General features: G+C 34.6%; 21 protein-coding genes. 15 read left to right on the top strand and 6 right to left on the bottom strand.

What is annotated here, in order from left to right:
- Nucleotides 1-82: 82 nt before the first annotated feature.
- Nucleotides 83-220 (bottom strand): small, acid-soluble spore protein L, encoded by a 138-nt coding sequence (gene sspL, locus BLQ56_RS09255; protein ID WP_090852678.1) that lies wholly within the window; start codon nucleotides 218-220, stop codon nucleotides 83-85.
- 99 nt (nucleotides 221-319) lie between these two features.
- On the opposite strand from sspL, the gene BLQ56_RS09250 reads away from it, so the two are divergent.
- The 3 genes from BLQ56_RS09250 to BLQ56_RS09240 all read left to right on the top strand — a co-directional run bounded on the left by BLQ56_RS09250 (nucleotide 320) and on the right by BLQ56_RS09240 (nucleotide 1,755).
- Nucleotides 320-775, top strand: coding sequence for a divergent PAP2 family protein (locus tag BLQ56_RS09250; protein ID WP_090852676.1), 456 nt, complete (start codon nucleotides 320-322; stop codon nucleotides 773-775).
- Between the two features lie 59 nt (nucleotides 776-834).
- A complete protein-coding gene (locus tag BLQ56_RS09245) occupies nucleotides 835-1,119 on the top strand; it encodes a DUF6123 family protein (protein WP_090852982.1) in 285 nt (94 codons plus the stop codon).
- A gap of 114 nt (nucleotides 1,120-1,233) precedes the next feature.
- Nucleotides 1,234-1,755 carry a CBO0543 family protein gene (locus BLQ56_RS09240; protein ID WP_090852673.1) on the top strand — a complete coding sequence of 174 codons (522 nt, stop codon included), beginning with the start codon at nucleotides 1,234-1,236 and terminating at the stop codon, nucleotides 1,753-1,755.
- Nucleotides 1,756-1,792: 37 nt separating this feature from the next.
- Here BLQ56_RS09240 and BLQ56_RS09235 read toward each other — a convergent pair whose 3' ends face one another.
- Together BLQ56_RS09235 and BLQ56_RS09230 are read right to left on the bottom strand one after the other, a co-directional pair.
- Entirely contained in the window at nucleotides 1,793-2,725 is a 933-nt protein-coding gene (locus BLQ56_RS09235) for a DMT family transporter (RefSeq protein ID WP_090852670.1), read from the bottom strand.
- Nucleotides 2,726-2,741: 16 nt separating this feature from the next.
- Nucleotides 2,742-3,131 carry a reverse transcriptase-like protein gene (locus BLQ56_RS09230; RefSeq protein WP_090852667.1) on the bottom strand — a complete coding sequence of 130 codons (390 nt, stop codon included), beginning with the start codon at nucleotides 3,129-3,131 and terminating at the stop codon, nucleotides 2,742-2,744.
- Between the two features lie 176 nt (nucleotides 3,132-3,307).
- On the opposite strand from BLQ56_RS09230, the gene BLQ56_RS09225 reads away from it, so the two are divergent.
- The 4 genes from BLQ56_RS09225 (at nucleotide 3,308) to BLQ56_RS09210 (ending at nucleotide 6,986) form a co-directional block, all read left to right on the top strand.
- Nucleotides 3,308-3,970, top strand: coding sequence for a ribonuclease H family protein (locus BLQ56_RS09225; protein WP_090852664.1), 663 nt, complete (start codon nucleotides 3,308-3,310; stop codon nucleotides 3,968-3,970).
- A 68-nt stretch (nucleotides 3,971-4,038) separates the two neighbouring features.
- Entirely contained in the window at nucleotides 4,039-4,215 is a 177-nt protein-coding gene (locus tag BLQ56_RS09220) for a zinc-finger domain-containing protein (protein ID WP_090852661.1), read from the top strand.
- Between the two features lie 158 nt (nucleotides 4,216-4,373).
- Nucleotides 4,374-4,637 carry a hypothetical protein gene (locus tag BLQ56_RS09215; protein WP_090852659.1) on the top strand — a complete coding sequence of 88 codons (264 nt, stop codon included), beginning with the start codon at nucleotides 4,374-4,376 and terminating at the stop codon, nucleotides 4,635-4,637.
- 165 nt (nucleotides 4,638-4,802) lie between these two features.
- A complete protein-coding gene (locus tag BLQ56_RS09210; RefSeq protein WP_090852656.1) occupies nucleotides 4,803-6,986 on the top strand; it encodes a DNA topoisomerase III in 2,184 nt (727 codons plus the stop codon).
- Between the two features lie 32 nt (nucleotides 6,987-7,018).
- Here BLQ56_RS09210 and BLQ56_RS23450 read toward each other — a convergent pair whose 3' ends face one another.
- Both BLQ56_RS23450 and metA read right to left on the bottom strand, forming a co-directional pair.
- Nucleotides 7,019-7,174, bottom strand: a complete 156-nt coding sequence (locus BLQ56_RS23450) for a hypothetical protein (protein ID WP_175490246.1) — start codon at nucleotides 7,172-7,174, stop codon at nucleotides 7,019-7,021.
- A 341-nt stretch (nucleotides 7,175-7,515) separates the two neighbouring features.
- Nucleotides 7,516-8,424 (bottom strand): homoserine O-acetyltransferase MetA, encoded by a 909-nt coding sequence (gene metA, locus BLQ56_RS09205; RefSeq protein ID WP_090852654.1) that lies wholly within the window; start codon nucleotides 8,422-8,424, stop codon nucleotides 7,516-7,518.
- A 229-nt stretch (nucleotides 8,425-8,653) separates the two neighbouring features.
- Between metA and BLQ56_RS09200 the strand changes: the two genes are divergently transcribed.
- The 5 genes from BLQ56_RS09200 (at nucleotide 8,654) to BLQ56_RS09180 (ending at nucleotide 16,029) form a co-directional block, all read left to right on the top strand.
- Nucleotides 8,654-10,342, top strand: a complete 1,689-nt coding sequence (locus BLQ56_RS09200; RefSeq protein WP_090852651.1) for a formate--tetrahydrofolate ligase — start codon at nucleotides 8,654-8,656, stop codon at nucleotides 10,340-10,342.
- Entirely contained in the window at nucleotides 10,342-10,869 is a 528-nt protein-coding gene (locus BLQ56_RS09195; RefSeq protein WP_090852648.1) for a hypothetical protein, read from the top strand. The genes BLQ56_RS09200 and BLQ56_RS09195 overlap by 1 nt, the downstream gene beginning before the upstream one ends.
- 191 nt (nucleotides 10,870-11,060) lie before the next feature.
- Nucleotides 11,061-13,313 (top strand): SH3 domain-containing protein, encoded by a 2,253-nt coding sequence (locus BLQ56_RS09190; RefSeq protein WP_090852646.1) that lies wholly within the window; start codon nucleotides 11,061-11,063, stop codon nucleotides 13,311-13,313.
- Between the two features lie 185 nt (nucleotides 13,314-13,498).
- On the top strand, nucleotides 13,499-14,149 hold the full coding sequence (locus BLQ56_RS09185; protein WP_090852644.1) for an HD domain-containing protein: 651 nt from the start codon (nucleotides 13,499-13,501) through the stop codon (nucleotides 14,147-14,149).
- Nucleotides 14,146-16,029 carry an ABC-F family ATP-binding cassette domain-containing protein gene (locus BLQ56_RS09180; protein WP_090852641.1) on the top strand — a complete coding sequence of 628 codons (1,884 nt, stop codon included), beginning with the start codon at nucleotides 14,146-14,148 and terminating at the stop codon, nucleotides 16,027-16,029. Before BLQ56_RS09185 ends, BLQ56_RS09180 begins: the two co-directional genes overlap by 4 nt.
- 73 nt (nucleotides 16,030-16,102) lie before the next feature.
- Here BLQ56_RS09180 and BLQ56_RS09175 read toward each other — a convergent pair whose 3' ends face one another.
- Complete coding sequence (locus BLQ56_RS09175) at nucleotides 16,103-17,188, bottom strand: C40 family peptidase (RefSeq protein ID WP_090852640.1); 1,086 nt, start codon at nucleotides 17,186-17,188, stop codon at nucleotides 16,103-16,105.
- Between the two features lie 206 nt (nucleotides 17,189-17,394).
- On the opposite strand from BLQ56_RS09175, the gene BLQ56_RS09170 reads away from it, so the two are divergent.
- The 3 genes from BLQ56_RS09170 to BLQ56_RS09160 are packed head-to-tail and all read left to right on the top strand — an operon-like array spanning nucleotide 17,395 to nucleotide 19,807.
- Complete coding sequence (locus BLQ56_RS09170; RefSeq protein ID WP_090852637.1) at nucleotides 17,395-18,513, top strand: conserved virulence factor C family protein; 1,119 nt, start codon at nucleotides 17,395-17,397, stop codon at nucleotides 18,511-18,513.
- Nucleotides 18,514-18,534: 21 nt separating this feature from the next.
- On the top strand, nucleotides 18,535-18,969 hold the full coding sequence (locus BLQ56_RS09165) for a BrxA/BrxB family bacilliredoxin (protein ID WP_090852634.1): 435 nt from the start codon (nucleotides 18,535-18,537) through the stop codon (nucleotides 18,967-18,969).
- A 58-nt stretch (nucleotides 18,970-19,027) separates the two neighbouring features.
- Nucleotides 19,028-19,807 carry a class I SAM-dependent methyltransferase gene (locus tag BLQ56_RS09160; RefSeq protein ID WP_090852630.1) on the top strand — a complete coding sequence of 260 codons (780 nt, stop codon included), beginning with the start codon at nucleotides 19,028-19,030 and terminating at the stop codon, nucleotides 19,805-19,807.
- Nucleotides 19,808-20,311: the final 504 nt, after the last annotated feature.

The raw sequence follows: 20,311 nt of genomic DNA, 5'->3' as shown, positions 1-20,311 counted from the left end.
CAAATTTCGACAAAATTCGCAATCTTGTTAAATCAATCGAGATCATTTACTTTATGGACAAAACAAGAGGGAAAATCCCTCCTTATTTTGTATTCATTTTCTTCGCGCGTTCCTCTAATTTACTTTTTGGATTTTCAGTTAATTCGGCATCCTGACCATAACCTTGAGGATTAACCCCAGGAGCCTTTACTCCACGGTTTTTACCTTGATGTTTTGCCATTTTTAATCACCTCCATTTATTATTCTTTCCATCAATTGTAGTTATATGTTAAGAATAGAAAGCTAATAATACTTGGAAACTATAGTAGAGGTGAAATTTATGAACAAAGCTGTTTATACTGCATTAGTAACTATAGGGCTTGCTCAATTTGTTAAAATTCCAATAAAGAAAGTGAAAACTGGGCAATGGGATTGGGGCACTTTTGTAGAGACAGGTGGAATGCCGAGTTCGCATTCTGCTGGAGTTTCATCTTTGGCTACTTATGTTGCTCTTAAACGAGGAGTCCCAACGATTGATTTTGCGTTATCAACTGTGTTTGGCTTAATTGTAATGTACGATGCGCAAGGTATTAGAAGGCAAGCTGGAGAGATTACCTTAAAGGTCAATGAATTAGATGAGCAAGTAGAAAGACTAAAAGGTAAGGATGATGATCACTTTCATGATCGGAAAGAGAAGAACCTAAAAGAAATGCTAGGACATCAGCCAGAGGAAGTTATTGGGGGAGCACTTTTTGGAATGGCAACAGGTGCACTTGGATACTTCTTAACGAAATAGTCATAGTCATTCGACAAAAAATACGTTAAACTAAAAGTAAGAGTATTTATTTGAGGATGATGACGACATTGTTTAAATCTGTAACAACTGTAGAGCAATATATTGAACACTTAACTTCTAAAGGGTTTACTCTTGGAGAAGATGCACTTGGATTTATCTCGTTTGGCCAGCATTATACAAGTGCTTCTGACGAATTAGTAAATGTAGCAGTGGAAATTACATTAAAAGCACAAAAAGAATTTGATGGTAGTTTCTTTGTATCTTTACTAGAAATATTTAGTGAAAAAAAAGTGATTACGCGAAAAGCAGCAATAGAGCTAGCGCAACTAAGGAATATCATATAAATAAAGCACACTAAGGAAATTACTTAGTGTGCTTTACTTTTATTGCTCTAAATAGGAATAATAAGGAACTTGACAAGGGATATTATAGACAAGACCACTAAGGGGAATATATTTATGCATATCCTTTTATCTATTATTATGATCGCAATCTTATGGAAGTCAGGATTGTGGCGTGATTGGCAAAAATATCATACAGTCATGCTGTATTTTGTAATGGGAAATCTATTATATAATTTTCTTACAGCAAATTATTTTTTGTGGAGATTAGATGCGGACTTTATTAGCAACCATACATTAACAGAAATGCTGTATACATTTATTATCTTTCCAATAACAACGTTATTATTTATGGGTAATTATCCGGTAGGAAAACGAAAAATTCTTTTACATTATCTGTGGTATATTAGTTGGTATGTATTTGTGGAATGGATTTTTTCTAAAGCAGGTTATATCGAGTACCAATATGGTTGGAACATTTTATGGTCAGCTTTTTTTGATTGTTTTATGTTCCCAATGTTACGTTTATTCTATAAGAAACCAATAATAGCATATCTTATATCGATTGTTATTGGAGCTTTCTTCCTTTGGTGGTTTAAGGTGCCAGTACATATCCCCGTCGAGGAAAGAGGGAAGTAATTGTTGATATTTAACAAAAGAGAATTAGGAATATCTCCTAGCTCTCTTTTGTTTTCATATCGTATTTTAGATTAGAATTATGACTCCGAAGTTTTTGAGGGAGTTCTGCCAGAATCATTCCACCTAGTATAAACAAACAGCCAAATAAAGCAGTTATTGATAAACGTTCATTTGCTGCTACAAAACCTGTTAAAGCTGCAAAGACAGGTTCCATTGCAAAGATTAAAGCTACTCTTGTAGGTGTGGTGTATTTTTGGAATTTAGTTTGAATAAAGAATGCAATCGCGGTTGCAAAAAGTGACGTAATAATCAGTGCAAATAGTACCTCGTTTTTTGTAATCACATCTACCTGAAAAACGACCTGCCAATTTTCAAAAAAGAAAGCAGAACCGAAACATAGTATAGAGACAGTGAAAATTTGGGTTACCGTCAACATTAAAGTTGAGTATAAAGAACTGAATTTTCCAGTAAAAATAATATGTAATGCAAACGATATAGCACAGAAGAATACGAGAACATCACCTTGATTTACACCAAATGTATCACCAACTGTTAAGAAATACAGACCAACTGTAGCAATAAATACACCAATTACTGCATTTGGTTTGGGCTTTTGCTTTAATATAAGATATGCAAATAGTGGAACAAGTACTACGCTTAAACCTGTAATAAAACCGGCCTTTGATGATGTCGTATATAAAAGACCAAAAGTTTGCAAAGCATATCCACCAAATAACCATAAACCCATGATTATGCCTGAGAAAAGCAGGCCTTTGTTAAAATTTCCTAACTCTTTTTGTTTAAACAAAACCAGCCATCCAAATAAGATTAATCCAGCTAAGAAAAAGCGAACACCGTTAAAAGTCATCGGTTCTAAAAAGGAGATAGCATTTTGGACTATTACAAATGTCGATCCCCAAATAAATGCAACACATAATAAACTAAACTCTGGAATCAATTTTTTTTTCATTAAACTTCCTCTATCTTTATTTATTTCGAACGATTGCTTCTCTAGCTAATTCATCAGCAACCTTATTTTGACTACTAGGTATCCATTTTATGAAAAAGAGATCTAATTTCTTTGATAAGTCTAGTGCTTTTTCTAGAAGAGGAGCATACCGTTTGTTTTTAACATATTCTTTTTCCATTGCACGATCAACTAACTGAGAATCTGTTCGAAAAGATACAATATTGTATTTTTTATCAATACAAATTTCTAATGCTTTGATCAGAGAGTGATACTCTGCTTCATGGTTACTCATTTCACCAAGTGGGAAAGTGTGTTTTTCGACAATGCCGTTTCCTTTAATAAATACCCCAGCCCCTGATGGCCCAGGATCTCCTGCGCTTGCACCATCAATATATACCTCAATCACCTTTATTTCCTCCTTCACAAAACTATAAGTAGTTTACCACACATAGGGAGTAGGAACCAATCTCAAATAGGAATAGTCAATAAATTTATGATAGTAAAGTATATTTCTCATTTATATAGTAGTATATTGGGAAGAAATAATGGAAAAATGAAGATAACAACTTAGGAGGTAATCAGATGAAAGTATGGATTGAATGGAATTATAAAAGTCCAAAAAACCCAGAGATACTACTTACATCAGAAATTATGCCTGCAACAGAGGCATTAAGAATTTCAGATGATTTTGAAAAAACAGGAAGAGTAAAAGAAATTTTCTTTTATGATGAACAGCATACAAAGTGGAACAAAAAAGAACTTATAAGATTATTAAAAGAGGTAGAGACAGAACCACATGATATTGTTGCCTATTTTGATGGGGGGTTTGATCTTCAAACCAATAAAGCGGGTCTTGGTACAGCAATTTATTACACCCAAAACAATCGAGACTACAGGGTGAGAGCCAACGAGGTATTTAATGAGTTAGAAACTAATAATGAGGCAGAATATGCAGCTTTTTGGTTTATGTTATTAACGTTAGAAGAGATAGGTGTGAAAAATATAGGTGTAGAATTTAAAGGAGATTCACAAGTGGTGTTAAACCAGCTCTCTGGTGAGTGGCCTTGTTTCGAGGATACTTTAAATAAGTGGTTAGATCGAATAGAGGAAAAAATGAAGCATTTAGGTATACACCCCACATACAGTCCAATTGGAAGAAAGCTAAATGGAGAAAGTGATAAGTTAGCAACACAAGCTCTTGAAGGTACTGTCGTATCAAGCAAAATTGAAATAAATGGTAAGTGACTAAGCTATTTCTCATAAGATTAAAAAACAGAAAAGAAAATGAACGAGGTACAGGAGATGGTGTAAGCATGAATAGAAAGAAGTTAATAGAGGAGGTTGGTGAAATACTCGACACCTATTGTAAGGATTGCTTTTTGAAAGCTCAAAATCGAAAAGAATTCGGGAAGGCTTATGCTCAAACATTCTGTATAAATAAATGTACAGTTGGTGAAACATTAAAAGAATATGGAAAGCGATTGTCTTAAGTGAAAAATAGAGAGGCTGATTTAGTTTCAGCCTCACTGAGTATTGGCCAAGTCATGATTCATTGAAGTAACTCAATTTACCTCAACATGTTTTTAGGACTATCTTCATATAATCTAGAAGGATGTATTAAAAATAACTTGTTTTGGGGGGAATCGAGATGCTTCGTCATATAATAAATGGATTTGAAGTTATTATAAGAAGTGCACATAGACTATCTTTAAATCATCTGGAGAAGGAAGAGGTTTACAGAAAAGTACTTAGTGTTGGAAGCGAACTGTTGGACAGGAAGAATGACGCACAATTTATTTTAAGTGATCAAAGTGGTTCTAGTATTATACTAGATATAAAGCATGGTGAAATCGTCGTGATTACGATTGAGTCTATAATAGATGACCAAAATTGTATACTTATTGATGGATAAGTGAAAAAGTGCAGAGAATTATGTATCATTATTGATCCTTCACTTCTGGAAAACGACTCTAAAATTAAATTATTGTCCTTTAACAGATCGTTTGAAATGAAGTATAATAGATTGATTAATAGAGAAGGGGTTCCTTCTCTTATATGAATTTGATGGGGGATTAACTTGAAGGTAATTATCGCTGAAAAGCCTGATCAAGCTTCAAAGCTTGCGTCACCTTTTAAACACAAAAAGAAACAAGGATATATTGAAATATTACCCACTGACCTTTTTCCAGCAGGCGCGTATGTGACTTGGGCAATTGGCCATATATGTGAACTACTCTCTCCGGAAGACTATAACCCTCAATGGAAAAAATGGACTTTACAAACACTTCCAATTATTCCAGAGCAATTTCGCTATCGTGTTAGCAAATCAAAGTCAAAGCAATTCCAAGTGATCAAACAATTGTTAGTAAATCGTGAAGTAAGAGAAATTATACATGCCGGGGATGCAGGACGCGAAGGAGAACTTATTATCCGAACAATTATAGAAACTGCAAACATTAAAAAACCATTAAAAAGATTATGGATTTCCTCGTTGACTGAAAATGCAGTTGTTAAAGGGTTCAACAGTTTACTTGATGAAACAGAAACTAGAAACCTATTCTATGAGGCTCGGTCAAGAGCGTGTGCTGATTGGATTGTAGGAATGAATGCTTCACGAGTGTACACTTTATTACTACAACAACAGGGTTTCTCTGACGTTTTTTCAGTAGGCAGAGTTCAAACACCGACCTTAGCTTTAATTGTAAAAAGAGAAAAAGAAATAGCGAATTTTAAATCAGACCCATTCTGGGAGGTTTTTGCTACCTTCAATATAGACGGGAAAAAATATGAAGGAAAATGGCATAAAGGACAGGAATCTAGAGTGATGGATCAACAAATGGCAGAGAAAATTGCTGCCTTTTGTCAAGGTAAAGATGCAAGGGTCTGTAATTTAGATAAAGAAAGGAAAGAATATCAGCCACCATATTTGTTCAATCTATCTAGCTTACAAGCAACAGCAAATCGTTTATTCAAGTATTCTCCAAAAAAGACTTTGGATATTGCACAAGGACTTTATACAAAAGGTTTTATTTCTTATCCTCGTTCTGATTCAAGCTTTTTAACAAAAGAAGAAGCAAATATGATTCCTGAAATTTTTTCGAAGCTAAGTTTGCAGGAAGCTTTCCAAAAGTATTTACCTGCACCAATACCTTCAATTATGAATAATCGTCGGTATGTAAATGAAAAAAAAGTAACAGATCACTATGCAATCATCCCTACGGAACAAGTACCAATAACAAGCCATTTAAGTGGAGATGAACAAAAAATATACGATTTAATTGCACGTAGACTTATAGCTGCTCATTATGATGTGGCTATCTTTGACTATACGACAGTAACAACACTAGTTGATGAAAGAGCGGAATTTATATCAAAAGGAAAGCAGAAGATTCAAGATGGATGGAGAAAAGTTTTATTTGATGATCAAGATAAAAAGGATAAAGATGTAATTTTGCCAATCCTTATAAATGATGAGAAAGGTGCTGTACAACAAGTAAAAGTGAAAGAAGGAAAAACACAGGCACCGAATCGTTATACAGAAGGTCAATTAATTACGTTAATGAAAACAGCTGGAAAACATCTAAATAATGAAGAATTAGAGAAAGTACTAATGAAAACTGAGGGTTTAGGTACTGAAGCCACAAGGGCTGGCATTATTACGTTGTTAAAGCAGAGAAGCTATATAGATGTAAAACAAAACAAAGTATTTGCAACAGATAAAGCGATATTACTCATTGAAGCAATTGGTGAAAAAATACTATCTTCACCTGAAATGACAGCAAAGTGGGAGCAAAGGTTAAGTGAAATTGGGAAAGGAAAGACACCCCATGAAGTATTCATTGACCAAACAAGGAAGCTTTCCCATAAAATAGTTCAAGATGCAGTTGGACAAGCTACAACATGGGATTTTAAGCATATCGAATTTGAACCAACCAGCTCACTTAAATATAAGCAGGGAGTAGAAGTTGGAAAGTGTTTATTATGTGGAGGACAGGTAGTGGATAAGGGGAAGGTGTATGGCTGTGCTAATTACAGAAAGACAAAATGTGGGTTTATTATTTCAAAACGAATACTTGGTAAAAGTATTTCACAAGCTCAAGTGAAGAAACTATTAATTGAGGGCAAAACGGATCTGATAAAGGGATTTAAAAAAGGAGAAAAAACATTTATTGCTTCACTTCAGTGGAACCACATTGAGCAAAAAGTGTCATTTGTATTTTCAAATGACACTCAAACGAAGCAGGAAAGTCCATCTTCATAAACAGAGTTGGAGAGATTTCCGTCTAGTTAAATTTAATCGTGTAATTCCGTCTTATCTTTCTGATTCTTGTTTCGTTTGTTGCCTTTACTATTATCACCACTTAAATGTTCACTAGAGAATTCTGCATAGTAGTTCCCTTTTTTGGGAGAACTTTGATTACTGTTACCATTGTTGATTTTTTTGGTCATATTATAAACTCCTTTTACTAAAAATAGTCTTATCTTGTTCATATTTAGTGTTGATTTTAAACTGATATTTATACGTTCTTTTAAATGCAAAAAACTACTGTAAACTTACAGTAGTTTTTTACAATGCTGTTTTCGTAAAAATTGTTGCTTAAAGCCGCAGGCTGAATACACTCCGCGTCCGGCGGGTGACCAGTGAGCCTCCTCGTCGCTTAAGGCTCCTGTGGGGTCTCACTTTGGCCACTGGTCCCGCAGGAGTCTACGTGTATTCAGCCTGCTAGGAACACTATTTTATGTTTTATGTCTATAACAACAATCTTTGAGAAGACAGGTTTTACAATTTATCAGCCCCAAATATATGGTGTTTCCTGATAGACATAATAATTTAGCCAGTTAGAGAATAATAAATTTGCATGTGATCTCCATGTATGCCTTGGCTCTTGCAAGGGGTCGTCATTTGGAAAGTAATTAACAGGAAGGGTGATATCCAATCCTTTATTTTGATCTCTAACGTATTCCTCTTGCAAAGTAGTACAGTCATATTCCGGGTGGCCAGTTAAGAAAATTCTTTTTCCATCTTTAGATGATACTAGACAGACACCGGCTTCATCTGAAATGGATAGTAATTGCAATTCCTCTACTGCTTGCACTTCCTCAAGAGAAATAGTTGTATGTCTTGAATGGGGCGCTAAATAATAATCATCGAAGCCTCGAACTAAATTTATATTGCTCTCTATTAACCTATGTTGAAAAATTCCTGCGCATTTTGACGGTAGTTCATATTTATTAATGCCGTAATGGTGAAACAAGCCTGCTTGTGCACCCCAACATATATGTAGTGTTGAAGTAACATTTGATTTTGTCCACTCCATCACCTTCTCTAATTCCTTCCAGTATGTTACTTCGTTAAATGCAAGATGTTCAATTGGTGCACCAGTAATGATCATTCCATCAAACTTTCGATGTCTTATCGCCGAAAAAGTTGTATAGAAAGCCTCTAAGTGATTTTTATTTGTCGTTTTAGCTTCATGAGTTTCAGGACAGATAAAAGTTACATTCACTTGTAGAGGAGAATTCCCTAATAACCTCAATAGTTGAGTTTCAGTTTTTTCTTTTTCTGGCATAATATTAAATATCAATATATTTAATGGTCGGATATCTTGACGATATGCTTGATCCTCATCCATAACGAAAATATTTTCTTTCTCTAATATATTTTTTGCAGGTAAATTATGAGGAATATTTATTGGCACTTTGTCCGCCCCCTTTTAAATATTGGATAAAAATTTTACTTAAAGTGTCTTAACTATTATAGAAAGTATTTTACTATTAATCAATTAGTGAGATTTAAAATATTCTAATAATGCAATCTTTTTTAAAAGCTCTGAAAATCTTTTGTGAAAAAATTGAGGCATTTGTTGTACAATATGGAATGTGAGTTACTAAACATATCCTAACATATAGTTCAGGAGGTATTTATAAATGAAAGTACATAAAGAAGTTAAATCTGATATTGAAATTGCACAAAATGCTAAGATACTACCTATTATTAATATTGCCAAATCAATCGGAATTGAAAAGGTAGATATTGAACCATATGGACATTATAAAGCAAAACTAAGCCTTGATATTTTAAAAAAATTAGAGAATAAACAAAATGGGAAGGTCATCCTTGTGACTGCTGTTAATCCAACTCCAGCGGGTGAAGGCAAATCAACGGTTACTGTTGGCTTAGGACAGGCTTTAGCAAGACTAGACAAAAAGGCGATTATTGCTATGCGTGAGCCTTCTCTTGGACCAACGATGGGTGTAAAAGGAGGGGCAACAGGTGGGGGATATTCACAGGTAATTCCAATGGAAGACATAAATCTTCATTTCACAGGGGATATTCACGCAATAACGACTGCCAACAATGCTCTTTCAGCAATGATTGATAATCATATATACCAAGGAAATGAACTAGAAATTGATGTCAGACGAATTGTGTGGAAAAGAGTAGTAGATTTAAATGATCGTGCCCTTAGGAATGTCATTATTGGTTTAGGAGGTGCCGTCCAAGGAGTACCGCGAGAGGATGGTTTCGATATCACAGTTGCTTCTGAAATCATGGCAATTTTTTGTTTAGCTTCAGATTTACAAAATTTAAAGCATAGGTTGTCTAAAATTGTCGTAGGATATAATTTTAAGAAAGAGCCAATAACAGTTGGGGATTTAGGTGTAGAGGGTTCCTTAACCTTATTATTAAAAGATGCGATTAAACCTAACCTTGTACAGACACTAGAACACACTCCTGCTATTATACATGGTGGGCCGTTTGCTAATATCGCTCATGGTTGTAATAGTGTGCTAGCCACAAAGATGGCTGCAAAACTTGGAGATTATGTTGTTACTGAGGCTGGATTTGGCGCAGACCTAGGAGCGGAAAAGTTCCTTAATATCAAAACACAATCAGCAGAAATTCATCCTTCAGCAGTTGTCATTGTTGCAACAATTAGAGCTCTAAAGATGCATGGTGGAGTAGAAAAACAAGAACTCAACACAGAAAATGTGAATGCACTTACTAGTGGCCTGAAAAATTTACAGAAGCATATAGAAACGATTGAGGAGTTTGGTATTCCTTTTGTAGTGGCAATTAACCGGTTTATTACAGATACGGATAGTGAAGTAATGGCTATTAAAAAGTGGTGCGAAGAACGCAAGTATCCTGTTGCTTTAACCGAAGTATGGGAAAAAGGTGGTGAGGGGGGTATTGATTTAGCTCAAAAGTTGTTAAATGTAATTGAACATGAAAAAAACACATTTAAACCACTTTATAAAAATAAACAGGTTATAGAAGAAAAGATTGAAACAATCGCAAGGAAAGTGTATGGAGCAAGTGGTGTAGAGTTCTCATCGAAGGCGAAAAAACAATTGGTAGAGATAGAAGCTAATGGATGGGGAGAGCTTCCTATATGTATGGCAAAAACGCAATATTCCTTATCAGATAACCCGAAGTTACTTGGAAGACCAGAGAATTTCACTATTACCATCCGAGAGTTGCGTCCAAAAATTGGAGCGGGGTTTATTGTTGCTCTTACAGGTGATGTTATGACAATGCCTGGATTACCAAAGGTGCCAGCTGCGCTGAAAATGGATGTCGATTTATCTGGTCAGGCAGTAGGTTTGTTTTAATGATGTTTGATCCAACGGTATTTGATAACATAAAAGTAGTTATTGAAGGAGCTATTTACGATCTCGATTTGAAGGGTGAACTGGAAGTAGTTGATCGAAAAGACATAATCGATTTGGCTTCATTAAAACGTGAATATCAGGTTTCAATTAAAAACAACTTTGACCAACGTACAATTGAAGGAATAATCACCTTATCAATGGACATTAAAAATCTTTCTGCAGAACTTTTAAGAAAAGATCAATTAGCTGGTTGCATGATTAAAATTCAATTTAATACTACCATTCTAGAATATAATATTACATGTAAAAAGATCGAACAAAAACTCAAGGGAATTTGGGGAGATTATCGCCCTATCAACCAGGAATTATCATTTATGTATGGTGAAGAAAACAAGCAATCTTTTCGAAACATTATTACGATAGAATTTGATAAGCTTATTAGTGAGGAGCATATTGACGATTTACTAGAAATGATTCCTTATATAAATGAAACACTTAATGTATTAAGCGAGATTATTCCAAATTAGTGATGAACGGTACTCATTGAGTATCGTTTTTTATTTTGCCCTTTGTGTACCCTTTTATGCAAAAAAACTCATTATCTTCCATTTTATTTAAATTATTACTCTTATAAAGTAGTAAATTATGTTAAAATTTAAACCATATTAGTAGAAAATGTAAAACTAAGTATTAATTTGGAAAAAATGAGGAGATTTTGATGAAAAAAGTTATTATCCCAACTCTATGTTTTGCAGTGTTATCAACTATTGCTTTTGAAGAAACCATCCAAGCATCTACTGTAGTTAAAGCCACCAATAATAGTAAAATAAATACAAATATAAAAGCTGTTGACATAAAATCTGGTTCTAATCTTAACTTACGTGAAGAACCTTCAATACACTCTCAAATCTTAACAAAACTAAAAAGAGGAAAAGCTGTTAATGTTTATGAGGAATCAAATGGATGGGCAAAAGTGTCCGTAGATGGAAAGGTCGGTTACTTAAGTACGGATTTTCTTACTTTGCTACCAACAAACAAAGTACAGAGTAGCTCTGAATCTACTTTCACAAAATATGTAAATGTTAATGCTGGTTCACATTTAAACGTACGTCATAACCCAACCACTGATTCGAAAATAGTGTCAAAATTATCAAATAATACAATTGTAAATGTTCTAATAGAAAATAATGGGTGGGCAAAGATCAAGTTAGAAAATGGTGTAGAAGGTTTTGTTAGTACACAATACCTTCAAGACAAAAAAACAGTTGATTCGATACCTGAAAAGGATGTAAATATTAGGTCTACTAAGCGTGTAAATGTTTCCTCAAATTCTAGTTTAAATGTTAGAAATAGTCCTACAACTAATAGTTCTATCATCTTTAAGTTGAAAAAGGGTAAAGAGGTAGAGGTTTACTCTGAATCAAAAGGTTGGTCAAAAATTAAGGTTGATGGTGTAGAAGGTTATGTTAGTTCCCAATATCTGGAGGGTGTTAAAATCAATTCTACAATACCTGAAGTTAATAAGAAAATCATTAAATATGTAAATACAGATTCAAATTCGCGTCTTAATGTTCGTTCGAGTCCATCGAATAATGCTTCCATTACGCATAAACTTAAGAGAGGAGTAGAACTACAAATTATTTCGGAATCTAATGGATGGGCAAAAATTCAACTAAGTGGGAAGATCGGCTATGTTAGTAGTCATTACCTAACTAGTAAATCGGATAAAACACAAGAAGTCCCACAAGTTCATAGCGAGAGTGGAAAAGTAGAGGATCAGATTACTACTAGTAAATTTGTAAATGTAGAACAGGGCTCTAGCTTAAAAATGCGTGTAAATCCTTCAACTTCTGCCTCTGTAATCGTGAAAATTGCTAGAGGAGTTAGAGTTGAGGTGCTATCTGAATTAAATGGATGGGCAAAGGTCAATGTATATAATTTCGAGGGTTATGTTAAATCTGAATTTCTGTCATTAACAAAACCTGTATCAATAAGAGAGTCACAAGCATCTCCAAAAGAAAGTAATCATGGTATTTTGAATGGTACAATTGTAAGGAATATTATAAATTATGACTTCTCATTAGAACAATTAACAAATTTACAGATGAAAGTTAATCCTAAAACCGATAAAAAATATCCAGCCTTTATCAGAGAAGATGCCCTCGTATTAAACAATGATGAACTGCCATCATTCGGAACAGTAAACGGTAATAGTTGGAATGTTAGAAGTGGGGCAGGGACTAGTTATAAGGTTATTGGTCAAGTTAAAAATAATCAATCTCTACAAATTCTATCAGAAATGACAGGTCAAGACGGCTATACTTGGTATGAGATTCAAATTGGTAACACATGGAATGATGCACACATTGAGGATGTGAAGTATTTTCTTAATCCAGATCATTTTAGTTCCCATCCGATAGAATCTTTGCAATTCCTAAAACTTTCTGAAACGACGCATTTAAATATAAACGAGGTAAATGATAGAATTCTAAATGGTAGAGGTATTTTAGCAGGACAAGCAGAGACATTTATTGCTGCTGGAGAGATGTATGGAATTAACGAAATATATTTAATTTCTCATGCTTTACTCGAATCCGGAAATGGTCATTCACAGTTAGCTAATGGTGTGTCTATAAATGGAAGAAAAGTATATAATATGTTTGGTATTGGTGCAAATGATGGTAATGCATTATTAAGTGGTGCTGAGTATGCTTACAAGGCTGGTTGGTTTACACCAGAGGCTGCCATTATTGGTGGTGCAGAATTTATTGCTCGAGGATATATTGATGCAGGACAAGATACAATCTACAAAATGAGATGGAATCCAGCAGGTGCAATTACTAATGGTTATGCGCTACATCAGTATGCGACAGATATAGGATGGGCTTCGAAGCAAGTAAATCAAATCTATAAATTATATAGTCTTTTAGATGCGTACAAGATGACATTAGAAATTCCACAATATAAATAATTTTCTAAGAAAAGCCATGCAATACGTTATTGCATGGCTTATTTTCATGATTTTATTGAACCAGATACTATATTTCTTAGGGATAATTTGAATATTTTGCACACTCGTTTTGTTACAAATATATTCAATTACACAATGATACCTTAAATAGTGTAAAATATTTATATTAGAGGGGTGACGATATCTTGGTAGAAAATCATCAGATTATAAGGCGGACTGAAGAATTTGTACATAATCTGTTAAAGAGTGAAAACAGTGGTCATGATTGGTGGCATATCCATCGCGTTCGTTTAACAGCAATTGAAATAGGAAGATTGGAAAATGCAGATTTATTCATTGTTGAAATGTCAGCACTACTTCATGATGTTGCGGATGAAAAGCTAAACGAATCTGAAGAAGCTGGAATTAAAAAAGTTAATGATTGGTTAGACCATATACTACTGGAAAGAACGATTAGTGATAAAATCATCGATATCATATGCACAATCTCTTATAAGGGTGGCAACCAGCCTCCTGTAAAAACGTTGGAAGGGAAAATTGTTCAGGATGCTGATCGATTAGATGCGATTGGTGCAATTGGTATTGCAAGAACTTTTGCTTATGCAGGTGCAAAAGGAGATCTAATTTATGATCCTGAATTACCATATAGACATGAGCTTTCCAAAGAAGAATATCGCTCTGGTCAGTCAACAGCGATTAATCACTTTTATGAGAAGTTACTAAAGCTTTCCTCAACATTAAATACATTAACAGCAAAACAAATTGCTGTAACAAGACATGAATTTATGAACCAATATCTAGATCAATTTTTTAAAGAATGGAATGGGCAGCTATGAAACTTCTAAATGTTGAAAACATATCTAAAAGTTATACAGAAAAGAGATTATTTGATCAGATTTCTTTCAGTATCACTAATAATGAGCGAATCGGTATTATCGGTATAAATGGTACAGGGAAATCTACACTACTCAAAGTGATTGCTGGGATTGAGGAGTTAGATTCAGGTCAAATCACTAATTCGAAGGATTATACGATCACTTATTTAGCACAGCAACCTGAATTTATTGAAAATAATACGGTCCTTGAGCAAGTTTTCCATGGAGAAACACCATTGATTAAGGTTCTCAAGGAATATGAAGAGATGATGTTTCTACTTGAGAACACAGCAACCACTGATAAGATACAAAGTGAATTATATGCTGTACAACAAAAAATGGATGTTATGAATGCATGGGAAGCTAATTCGAATGCAAAGGCTGTTTTAACTAAACTTGGAATTCATGATTTTTCTGCGCGTGTAGGAGAATTATCCGGTGGTCAAAAGAAGCGAATTGCACTTGCACAAAGTTTAATTCAAACCCCCGATTTACTTATTTTAGATGAACCAACAAACCATTTAGACTTTGAAACGATAACTTGGCTTGAAGATTATTTATCTAAGTATAATGGAGCCTTACTTCTAGTAACACATGACCGGTATTTTCTTGACCGTGTTTCGAACCGAATCCTTGAGATTGATAAGGGCCAAATATACAGTTACCAAGGTAATTATGCTGCTTTTTTAGAAGCTAAAGCTATGAGAATGGAACAAGAACTTGCTTCTGAACAAAAACTTCAAAATCTGTATCGCAAGGAACTAGCTTGGATGCGTCGCGGTGCAAAGGCAAGAACCACAAAGCAAAAAGCGAGAATACAACGCTTTGAAGAGATTGAAGACAAATCGCAGGTTTCCCAATCTGAGAAACTAGACCTTTCGCTAAGTGGAAGTAGACTGGGTAAAAAGGTATTCGAATTAAATCATATTTCAAAAAGTTTTGATGAAAAATGTTTAATTAATGATTTTACCTATATTGTTAAACCTAAGGATCGAATTGGAATTGTAGGGAAGAACGGAAGTGGTAAGTCCACTTTATTAAATATACTTGTAGAAGAAATTAATATTGATAGTGGTCATATTGAAATTGGACAAACTGTTAAGATAGGGTATTATACACAGGAAAATAAAGACATGGATTTAAGTAAGCGAATGATTGAGTATATTAAAGAAAGTGCAGAGGCGATTCATACGAATGATGGAAAGTTAGTGTCTGCTGCTCAAATGCTTGAGCGTTTCTTATTTCCAATGAATAGTCATGGAACACCTATTCATAAACTTTCTGGTGGGGAACGAAGACGGCTCTATTTATTAAAAATACTTATGACCGAACCTAACGTCCTATTAATGGATGAACCAACAAATGATTTAGATACAGAGACATTAACAGTCCTTGAAGATTATCTTGATGATTTTCCAGGGGTGGTTATAACCGTTTCCCATGACCGCTATTTTCTTGATAAAGTGGTCGATCAATTATTGGTATTCGGTGAAAATGGTACAATTAATGGCTATATTGGATTATATTCAGAATATCTTGAACAAGCAATGATCAAACAGGATGAACCTGTGAAGAAAGAAATTCCTCAAGTTCCAATTAAGGAAGAAAAGTCGAAGAAAAAAAAGTTATCTTATAATGAACAACGCGAATGGGATGAAATTGAGGATAAAATCGCTGCTCAAGAAGACGTATGTAATAAATTATTACAGGAAATTGATCTTGCGGGTAGTGATTATCAAAAAGCTCAGAGATTAACATTAGAACATGAGCAAGAGAATAAAGTCCTTGAGCAATTAATGGACCGATGGACAGAATTATCTGACATTGTTGAAAGTATGTAAGTTAAGTATGAAAAATAGGCACCTATGGCTAAAATAGATCTATTTTAACCATAGATGCTATTTATATTTAGTGTTATTTATACTGAACTATTCTTTTTGCGCCTAAATATCGGTCTTGCCAATACGACATACTCATATTGGTAACGGTTACACCACGACTAGACTCTGAGTGTATAAATTTGCCATCACCTATGTAAATACCAGCATGTGAAGGTCCTTTTGTATAAGTTTGAAAGAAAACTAAATCACCTACGCTTAATTTTTCAACAGATGTTCCTATATTCCAAATTTCATTAACTGTTCGAGGAATATTAACATTTTTTTGTGAGAATACATATTTTAAGAATCCACTACAGTCAAAACCACCAGGACTCGAACCACCCCAAACATACGGTGTGCCAACATGTTGTATAGCAACCGAGATAATAGTCGAATCTACAGAATAATTTTGTTCCTTTGGAACGGGTTTTTCCTGTGCTTGACTATTACTATTTGAAGTCGTTACAGACATAGTGGAGGTTGAATTTGATTCTCCTTGTCTCTTACTTGCACTAGCAATTGTGTTAATTCTAATGCCTTTCACATTTTTATTCTTGAGTAAATGATGAGTGGTTTCGTCTGTTGCTGTTGCAGTCAAATCTAGTTTGTGCTTTTCTTGATATGATAAAACACTTTTCTCTGTTAATTTCCCAAAAATCCCGTCAATTGGACCATGATAATAACCTAGTCTTTGAAGCCTTGTTTGTAATTGTTCAACCTCTGGTCCTTCGTCTCCGATAGAAAGTATTTCGGGTTTTGGTTTCGTTAAGACATCATTGAGTACTGAAAGTGTTTCTGAACCAGCTACCCCATCAATATTGAGTTTATGTGCTTGTTGAAATTTACGAACGGCTTCTTGTGTGTTTGGACCATAATACCCATCAATTTGTTCAAAATAAAAATTGATTTTCATGAGCTCTAATTGAAGAATTCTAACACTGTGCCCTGTATGACCATACCTTAGTGTACTTTCCGTATCGAAGAAATTATCATAATAGTTTTTAGGTGATAGTTCAGTCTGACTCGTTGCTCCAGTCATTTCTGGAGTTGCAAAAAAGAGACCTGCAGCGGCAACTGATGTAACTAGTAGAGTCTCTTTCGTACGTATGGGCATTCTCATATGATGTATCCTCCTTGGTGAAGAAATAAAATGTAAATCTTTAAATCATATTTCTTAAAAGAAATATTATTCCAATTATTAAAATGTGACAGTTTTATAATTAAAAAAGCACTTTCAAGCGCTAAGATGGAATCATGATTATACCTATGTTAAAATTTATGGATAACTCAAGCTAATTTAGATAGCCATGTTAATAGGAGGACCAAATGAAGATAGTTTCGATTGAACCAACTCCAAGTCCAAATACAATGAAAATTACTTTAAGTAATGAATTACCATTTGGGCAGAGTAATAATTATAAAAGAGATCAAATGGAAGAGGCTCCACCCGTCATTAAGGAAATACTGAAAATAGAAGGGGTAAAAGGGGTTTATCATGTGGCAGACTTTTTAGCAATCGAACGAAATGCTAAATACGATTGGGCAGACATTTTAGCTCAAGTAAGAAAATCCTTTGGGGAGGAAGTTTTCGAATCAGGAACTGAAAAGACTCTTAATGAACATTTCGGCGAAGTGAAAGTGCTTGTCCAAATGTTTAAAGGAATACCAATGCAAGTAAAACTTGTTGATGGAAATGAAGAGCAAAGGGTTGGATTACCAGAACAATTTGCAAAAGCTTCGCTTGAAGCACAGTCATTTTCTACAAATGTTGTAATGGAAAGAGCTTGGCAGGACCAAGGTGTACGCTATGGTTCTTTAAAGGAAATCAGTCAAGAGGTTGTAGAAGAATTATCAGCAGCATATCCAAAGGAAAGACTGGATCGATTAGTTGAAAGCACAAAAAATCAAGAGGCTAGTACAGTAAAAAGATTGACAAGATATAAAGTAACAGAAGAAATGTTGGATAACCCGGAATGGACAAAACGCTATGCTGCTCTCGAACAAATGGACCCAACAGAAGAAGAAATTAACATATTGTCCAAGGCTTTACATGATGAGAAGGCTTCTATTCGAAGACTTGCAACTGTCTACTTGGGTATGATTGAATCTAAGAAAGTACTACCACTATTATATGAGGCTTTAGTGGATAAGTCGGTAACAGTACGAAGAACTGCAGGAGATTGTTTATCTGATATTGGAGATGCAGATGCTATACAACCAATGGTTGCTGCATTAAATGATGCAAATAAGCTTGTTAGATGGAGAGCTGCAATGTTCTTGTATGAAGTAGGAGATGAAAGTGCACTCGATCCACTTAAGAGAGCTCAAGACGATCCGGAATTTGAAGTAAGTATGCAAATTAAACTTGCGATTGAACGTATCGAAGGTGGAGAAGAAGCAAAGGGCTCAGTGTGGAAGCAAATGACAGAAAGTAGAAAATCGTAACTATAACTAGGAGGTATAAAGATGTCAATGGCATATGAGGAATATATGAAACAAGTAGTAGTACCGATGAGACAAGAATTAGTCAATGCTGGATTTGTAGAGTTAACAACTGAAACTCAAGTTGAAGAATTTATGGAAACAGTAAGTGGTACCACTTTGGTTGTTGTAAACTCTGTTTGTGGATGTGCAGCTGGATTGGCTAGACCTGCGGCAACTCAAGCAGTTATCAATTCAGAGAAACAACCTAATCAACTGGTTACTGTATTTGCAGGGCAAGATAAAGAGGCTACGGCAAAAATGAGAGAATATTTCACCGGTTTGGAACCATCTTCACCATCCATGGCGCTATTAAATGGTAAAGAGGTTGTTCATTTTATTCCCCGACATGAGATAGAATCTTTTCCTATGGAACATATAATGGATAATTTATTGCAAGCATTTAAACAATATTGTTAAAACTTATCGAGGGTGTCTTATGGCATCCTTTTTCAATTGAGAGGAAGTAAATCGAATTATGATTGTAACGACAGCAGGCAGGACAAGCCCTGATATGATTAAATATGCAGAAGTTATTGCAAATGATCTTTGTGTTCCATTTAGGGGTAGAAAGAAGCAATCAGTTGAAGAAATACAAAAAATACTGAATGATGACATAATGGTTGTTGGTAAAAATAGGATAGAGATTCATATGAAAAGTAATAGTGAACCGCTTTTTTTTCACCCTAATTCAGCAATGTTTCGAATAAAGCGTATATCTAAAGGTGATCATGATCCTTTCCTTAAAATTACTGATCTTTCAAATGGGGATACGTTATTAGATTGTACATTAGGTCTAGGTTCAGACAGTATTGTTGCATCATATGCAGTGGGAAATACAGGGGGAGTGGTAGGTTTAGAAGCAAATCGTTATGTAGCTTATGTGGTTTCAAAGGGTTTAAAGGAATGGGATAGTGGAAATAAAGGCATGAATGATGCGATGAGTCGAATTAGGGTGTTTAACAAAGACCATTTAAATTTTATGCAAGAATGCGATGATAATAGCTTTGATGTGGTCTATTTTGATCCTATGTTTGAAGAAGGCATATTTGAATCTAATGGAATTAAAGGATTGAATAATCTTGCTATGAAATCAGGTATCACTGCTTCCGTCATAAAAGAAGCAAAAAGAGTAGCAAGAAAACGAATTGTCTTGAAGGACCACTGGAAAAGTCAAAGCTTTCAAGATCTTGGATTTGAGGTCGTGAAAAGAAAATCAGCGAAATTTCACTACGGAAGTATCAGTTTAACTAAATAGAAAGAGAAAAGTCCCAAACTGGTATATTTGGGACTTTTCTCTATGTTGACTGAGCAACGCGCTTGCGCTTTTCTTGGTGTCTAGCTCCAGCGCCTAGCCCCTCGGGGTCATAAGTCAAATCACTTCAGAAATCAAGATTTCCTGCGTGATTCGCCTTATGCCTGTCGGGGCTGAACAAGGCGCTTCCGCTTTTCTTGGTGTCTAGCTCCAGGCGCCATCGGCTCGGGGTCATAAGCCGATAAGCGGGTGCCTTGCGCTTTTCTATTAGTCAGCAAAGTTCAAGAAAATCATGTAACCTAATGTAATGAAGCTGATTGCAATATAAAGAGTATCCATTAAAAAACCACCTTTTCTATGTAAGTACGTTTAATACTATCATAACAAATTGTGAACACTTTATGAATAAATTATTCACGAATGAAACCTTTATATGATTATATACGTAATATAATGTGTTTAAAAATAATTTTTTACTATTTTAATAGTCAAAACTTTTAAATATGG

This window comes from Litchfieldia salsa, from assembly GCF_900104555.1.
GTDB lineage: Bacteria > Bacillota > Bacilli > Bacillales > Bacillaceae_L > Litchfieldia > Litchfieldia salsa.
Note: the sequence above shows the minus strand (reverse complement) of the source record. Positions and strands in the feature narration are given on the sequence as shown.